6 protein-coding genes are annotated in these 6,561 nt (G+C 47.6%); 1 reads left to right on the top strand and 5 read right to left on the bottom strand.

The annotated features are described in order from the left end of the window. Nucleotides 1–801: site-specific integrase (locus tag KGZ92_05530; GenBank protein MBS3888750.1), on the bottom strand; the 801-nt coding region annotated here is incomplete at its 3' end. 190 nt (nucleotides 802–991) lie between these two features. On the opposite strand from KGZ92_05530, the gene KGZ92_05525 reads away from it, so the two are divergent. After that, nucleotides 992–1,207 (top strand): transposase domain-containing protein, encoded by a 216-nt coding sequence (locus tag KGZ92_05525; GenBank protein MBS3888749.1) that lies wholly within the window; start codon nucleotides 992–994, stop codon nucleotides 1,205–1,207. 533 nt (nucleotides 1,208–1,740) lie between these two features. Here the strand turns inward: KGZ92_05525 and KGZ92_05520 are convergent. From KGZ92_05520 to KGZ92_05505, 4 genes are all read right to left on the bottom strand, one after another. Further along, nucleotides 1,741–2,361, bottom strand: coding sequence for a hypothetical protein (locus KGZ92_05520; protein ID MBS3888748.1), 621 nt, complete (start codon nucleotides 2,359–2,361; stop codon nucleotides 1,741–1,743). A gap of 58 nt (nucleotides 2,362–2,419) precedes the next feature. Next, complete coding sequence (locus tag KGZ92_05515; GenBank protein ID MBS3888747.1) at nucleotides 2,420–3,169, bottom strand: N-acetylmuramoyl-L-alanine amidase; 750 nt, start codon at nucleotides 3,167–3,169, stop codon at nucleotides 2,420–2,422. Between the two features lie 983 nt (nucleotides 3,170–4,152). Beyond that, on the bottom strand, nucleotides 4,153–4,710 hold the full coding sequence (locus tag KGZ92_05510; GenBank protein MBS3888746.1) for an RNA polymerase sigma factor: 558 nt from the start codon (nucleotides 4,708–4,710) through the stop codon (nucleotides 4,153–4,155). Nucleotides 4,711–5,210: 500 nt separating this feature from the next. Continuing rightward, entirely contained in the window at nucleotides 5,211–6,488 is a 1,278-nt protein-coding gene (locus KGZ92_05505; GenBank protein ID MBS3888745.1) for a helix-turn-helix transcriptional regulator, read from the bottom strand. Between the last annotated feature and the right edge of the window lie 73 nt (nucleotides 6,489–6,561).

The following is a 6,561-nucleotide window of genomic DNA, read 5'->3' as shown; positions in this document are numbered from 1 at the left end:
CTTGCTACTCTTCTTCTTTGTCTCTATTTTGGCAAGGAGAAAACTGTTGCCAGATTGCACCTGTTGGCCAGTGAGGGGTCCTAAAACACGCATTCTAAGAGTAGTGAAGGCTACTAAAATACGCATTCTCGCACAGTCTGCCGTCCCTTTTGGTGTTAACGTCTTTGGCACGCTAGCTACCTTCCACACTGGAGCTGAGAGCGGAAGTACGAGTAACCCTTTGTCCACCTCTACACCTTTGAAACGCAAGTAGCGGCAGTAGCTTCTAATGACGCCAATGAAAGCTTTCCGAGATGAAGGCTTGAAGTGCGTCATCTCTGTGGTCAGAAAGCTCTGTAACACTGAAACCGAGATTGCAGAACTGTCAAATTGGGAGCTTGGGAAAAGACGGTATAGAAACCTTCTTAAACAATTCTGGTGGGATTGTCTAGTCGGTGGGCTTAGGCGAGCCACTCTTTCGAGATACAATGCGTAATCCATAGCTTCCCGTTCGATAGATTCGTTGCTAGACGACCTCTCGCAAGGTGACAGCTTCCGGTCAGTCAGGAAGTAGTAGAAGAGTCGGATTGCTGTACGCACTGTCGTGATACTGTGCCGTCCATCGACTTGGTTGTTGGGATTAATGTACTCCAGCATTAATGGTTCGATCTGTGTTTCCGATGCTGGTTGTGTTTCTTTCACCCATTCAACAAAGCGCTGCACTGCCTTTTTGTAGCCCTTAATGGTACTTGGCTGGTACTCTTCTCTCAGGAATGCCTCATAGTCAGCAATCTGGGAAGTCAATGATTCTCTCGTTTCCATAATGTCACCCCCTCTTAGCTCTTATTGAGCCTGTGACATTATGGACAGTTATGCGGAGTCTTTGTGTCGGTCAATTGGCAGATAGCACGCGGTCTTCTCGGTCTCTTTCAGCGCGGGGAATTAACTGCACATAAATAGTGTCTGAGCATAATTCCGGTTATGTTCTTAAGAGCATAACCGGAAAGGCTGGTTGTTTTGCAATGCCCCGCGCGGCGCGAAAGCTAGCGCCACCATCTACAGCATTGTGGAGACGGCAAAGGAGAACGGTCTTAACCCATATACATACCTTGAGTACCTCTTCGAGGAGATGCCGAACATGGACATCTCAGACCCACAGAATCTCGAGCGATTGCTCCCCTGGTCTAAAGAGTTACCAGCAAGGTGTAGAAGCAAAAAACAAATATAAACTTAGGCCCCCGCCCTGCGCAGGGGTTTTTTCATATGTGAGTACAATTTGTGGAGCTGTTTGCCGGAAAGTGCGGTCGTGGCAAGGACATTGGGCTTCTAAATGTCACAGGCATTCTTCGGGAATTGGCGAAAATGGGTGAGGTGGTGTGCAACGTTTGACGCTTACGTTCTAAAAGCGTTCACACCCGCCACATCATCGTATGTGGCAGTGCCATCAATTCCGTTAAAACAAAAAAGACGCTGATTATCTTGCCTATACAGAACGGTTGCCGCCATGATGTTGCCGCTTTCGTTTACGGCGATGTTCAATCCGGTATCAAACAAATAAAAGCGATGAAAGGCATAGCCATAATCACCGCTAATTTCGGTTCCCAATGAATGGCGGACGCAACATCATAACTCCAAGCAATTTCGCTAATCTTCTCAATACCTAGGCACCCAACAATGGTTTTTTTGCTGGAATCTCTACTACCATGGATGCTTTTCAAACAAAACCTTGCCCCATCGACCTCAACGAATGCCGAGAGGCTATCAATAAATTGTTGGAGGGTTGCTTTGAAGTTCAACAAGAAAACTTTCTGGGCCATAACCGCTAAATTGCCTGCCAACACCTAGCAATCTCCTCAAACCGTCCGAGTCCACGAATGAAATTCCTCTTGTTGGAAATGCCCATTGCGCACCTGCTTCGGATATTACAAGAGGCGTTTCCTTTTTGAGGTACTCAAGTTCAAAAAGTATCGCCGATTCAAAGAAATGATTGCCGTATTTATCAGCCCTATGGTCGATTTCAACATATCGTAAAGCAGTTACGTTATTCTTTGGGATGAATATCCACACGCCACCTGTATTTGCACTTCCTTCCTCATCGAATGAAACATGAGCATGAAAGCGGCTTAAGAATAGACTTATTATTTCGTCTTTGCGAGACAGGCTATCGTCAAAGACATCGGCAGGCTCAAAGAGGTCAAAATACCTCGTTTGCGATATCCCATATCTAAGGGACATCTCCAACATTTCCTCGGTGGTCACCTTAATATTCTGGTTCGCATCGCCAGAGTCTACATCATTGCTGTGTATTCCGAACCCCGTTATCCATATGCCTAAAATCAAAAGGGCTATTGTGCCTCCAAGCAACCTCCCTGCATGTCGCATTATCGTCGCCGAAACCTCCCTCTTGTCTACTCGTCACGTCATGCACTCGTCACCCATTTTATGGATGACGAGTGTTGTTGGTGCAAAAACAACCTTCTGTCCACTTATCATCTGACGACCCATGAACAATATCATAAATCTCCGAGTCGTAATAAGATGAGTAAGATAAATCACCTTCTTCACTTGTCGCCTTGCCTACGATAATCGGTTCATTAGCGCTAAAGGGCAGGAGTATAGGCTGACTATGGAACAGATCAAGTATGGTAGTATACGGGAATGGAACAGCCGTACTCCATTGAGGGCAATGACGTACCGTCCCATCCCTCATACGCGGTTTCACCTCATTGTGACCTACAAAGTTTGTTCTCCAAAAATCAGTCCAAGTCCCCCAAATCGTGAATATCTCTGCACGCAAACCATTCATAAGACTAGCGCAGGAGTTAATTTGTGCTTGTGTTAAGTGCCCTGCATTCAAGTTCATACCACCAAATGCAATGCTTATGGTATAGTTATTTGCATTTACAGGCCTTGAACGGACAATATGATTCGTCGAAAGTGTGTGATGCAGATTTCCGCTCCCCGTCCCATTTGCGTGGGCTGTATCACGAATACCAACAGCTCTCGTTATTGCCCCATTAGCGGCGATTATAAAATGATAGGACACACCAGAAGATGGGTTTGTTATAGTATTTATTGCGCTCTGCGTGGTATTACCAGAAGTATGCACAACTAGCATATCTGGTATGTTGGGAGTACCTGCTAGCCTTCCCGGACTGAAGTTGCCTAGTGGCACATTGACGCTTAACATAAAACATCTCCTTTACAAATTTAGTGATGAAAGCTATGCGTTTTCTTGGTAAATCGATTTCTCATAGTTATCATAAATAATCTTCCCAGAGTAATTGCATTCATGCGAGGGCAATTAAATGGCCCATGAAGTTCTGGTAAACGAAACCGTTTCGCTGGTTCCGCCTCGGAACACCTTCGCCGTGAGCGCTAGGTGATAGTAGCTGCTCTGACCACAAAATGCGGGCGTTACCAAATCCAAAAACCGCACCATCAATTTTTCACCATGCGGCAATGTGTGTGGTCGTGCATTTGGACCGGCTGAATTGCTTGTCGAGCGCCCGTGTTCCCGCCATATGCCTTTGAGGTCACAGCAGAAGACGCCAGCACCGGCAGGATTAGGCAAAGCTATATAGCTACCTTTTAACGATAACTTCACTCCATTTCTCGTTATATTTTTCACTCGTGCACATATAACAGTCGGAGATAGGTTTTGGTGACATACTTTCCCCAAAACTTCTTAGATACCCTATTTGCCGCCGTTTCATGTAAATTTACGCCATGACTAATACGATTGATGTATTGAAGGTGGTAGTTAAAGCAAGCTGTCATAGTTTCCATTGTTGGCCTGTTAATCAACTCAAAGCCTTCTGAGGCATACCTAAAGACAGTATCATGGTCATCCTCACTATGTGCACAACCCCAAAACCAAAATCAATGGCAACAGGGTCATGCCGAATAGCAATTAAGAAGTTGAGTATAAGGTTGCGAGATGCCGGAGTTGCCATGAGGACACTTTTGTTTAAGCCCAACACCACGCATAAGACGGCGGCAGTCCTCGCCAGCACCCGCAGGGTTTACCTTGTGTGAATGACTCCAAGCCCCCCGTTGATAACCGCTTGTGCTTTTTTGCTTAGTGATCCAGCGTACGGTTATATCTATTTAAGTTCCTCATTGCTGGGCGCTGCTTTAAGCAGAACGTCAAATATCCGCTCGTTTCTTTAGTTAACTATTTCTCACACCGTTATCGCCACCTAAGATTTTCTTTATAGCCCTCATTGCCCGAGATAACCGCTTTTTAGATGCGGACACACTAATATCTAGCGCGTGGGCGATTTCATCATGCTTGAGTTCGTGGACAAGGCTCAGGTACGCCACATCTTTTAACGTACTGTGCAGTGACTGAACCGCCTTCATTATGGTATGGCACCCCTCTTGCACGACCAAATCGTTCAGCACGTTGATACCCCCTTCTGGACTATCTTCAAGCAAATCGTCTGGCTCAAGACTTCGCAATGCTTTCTGCGTTAGAAGTGTAAGGGAAGTGGTTTTTACTATCTTAATAATGTAAGCCTTCGTCTGACAACTGGAAACATCACGTAATTTTTCCCGGTGCCGTATCATCTTGATGAGCGATTCCGACACGGCATCTTCCGCCATTGCATAGTCACCCAGCATCTGATTCGCGACATACAACATTAGGCGGTGATACTTGTCATATAGCGATTCGACAAGCCGCTTATCGCTTTCGCTAATCGGCGCATTTCCGTTGAATGGCAGCAATGAACCCCACCCCCATATCCGTAACATTATGCATATATCACAAGTAGATGTACTTTCGTCGCCCCCACGTTTCTACAAATACGAACGCTCCAACACCTTCATCATAATCCGCAATTCCTCATCATCCAGTTTTGTGGCATTAAGTCTACGTTTTTTTTGTCGCAAAACCCCGACAAAACGAACGCCGAATAGACCGTGCGACAAATAGGACGGCGGACTGCGTGATAAGTCCGTCCGTTTTTAGAGTAGGCCCCTTCCAAGCCAAGAGCTTGGGAGGGGTGCTTGTTTTCGGGGTTCATCGCACTCACGGCCTGACCCCGAGTTGCTGTCGGACTCAGCTACTCGCGAATCACAGTTTGCTCTTACGGCTTAGGCAGGGTGTTTTCTGCAATAGAACTAGGGCCCCATTAATCACACCTCGCTTCCATCCGAATTCTACATGTCAAATAAATTGTAAGCGATGGATGGAAGTATCACAAGGACATGATAGTAGAGCGTGTCTACTGAGGCCTGCCTATCAGTAAATTGCACGCACGCTTCATAAGTAGTAAAGCCGCGCGGTGTTCTTCTTGCTGCTCTAGTAGTTTAGCGCCGAAGACAAGGACATCGGCGGCATCGCGGTAGCGCTCGAGGCTGGTAAAGCTCTGACTAAAGGAGCTGACTGTACTTTCGGCACAAAGCGGGGCGCGGCGCAGCCGGCACTTCGTCAGTGCCCACTTGTCTTTAAGCTGCTCCCACTCTAGAGTGGTGTCATCAGGTTTTAACATCAATCCCTGTAATGCGTCTTCGTAAAGAAAGGTTTCACAGTGGTCAGGGAGCTCACTCAACGCAAGCAGTACCTCCCTGTAGGCTTTGCGCTTAGTCGCTATACCGATTTGTGGCAGCTCTAGCAGCTCAGATAACATTCGCTGGGCACCTAGCGTATCTTGCAGGCTGATCAAGCAAACAGCTGCCCCAATCAAGGCTTCGGCCTTAAGCTCGCTGGCGACAAGCTGATCAGATAGTGCCGCCGCTCTTTGAGCATCCACCAAGGCCGCAGGCCAGTTGCCTTGCCGAGCAAGGCAACTGGCCTTGGCAATCAGCGCCTTAACCCCAAGCGCTGCACCTAAGCTCCCGACTTCTTCGGCTAACGCAAAGTGGGCACTCGCCGCACCACAGTTGCCGAGTGTGGTGTAGCAGCTGCCGACTAGGTAGTGTGTCTTACTGAGCTCATCTTCGTGCTCGGGCGCATTCTTCAAATGACCTAACGATTCAAGCGCCATGAACACCGCATAGCTTAGTTGGCCACAGTGGTAAAGAGCCATAGCTGCACTAAATGTACATCTCCAAGCGTCCAGAGTCTGGCCAACTAACTCATATGCTTGTGCAGCAACCTTAAATGTGTCAACCGCTCTAAGCAACATCTTGTCAGAGGCCTCAATATTGGCCTTTGCTTCAAAGTAGAGCCCCTGTACTAGAGGAGCAACTTGACTACTGTCGAAATCGCTACATTCCTCAAACATGGCCCTAGCCTGATCAAATTCCTTTACCGCTAGCAGAGCCTTCACCTCGTTTAGCAGTACCAACAACTTAGTCTCTGCCTCCTCTTGCGCTTGTGGCATGAAGTACAGGAGCGGCTGCCCTAAGAACTCGGCAATTACAGCTAGATTCTCCGCCGAAGGTTTGATTCTGCCTCTTTCGATAGCCCCAATGTAGGATCGTGAAAACTTGCCGTGGGCCAGTTCTGCCTGGGTGAGGCCCTTCGCTAATCGCGCCTGCTTAACGCGCTGCCCGAGCATGAAATCGCCTCCCTCTTTAGCGGCTTGCCTTTCGCCGCTACGCCTTCCCGTCGTATTCGCCCCCACAAGTGCC

The organism is Bacillota bacterium, from assembly GCA_018333655.1.
GTDB lineage: Bacteria > Bacillota > UBA994 > UBA994 > UBA994 > BS524.
The sequence above is the reverse complement of the archived record's forward strand: the minus strand, read 5'-3'. Positions and strand labels throughout refer to the sequence as shown.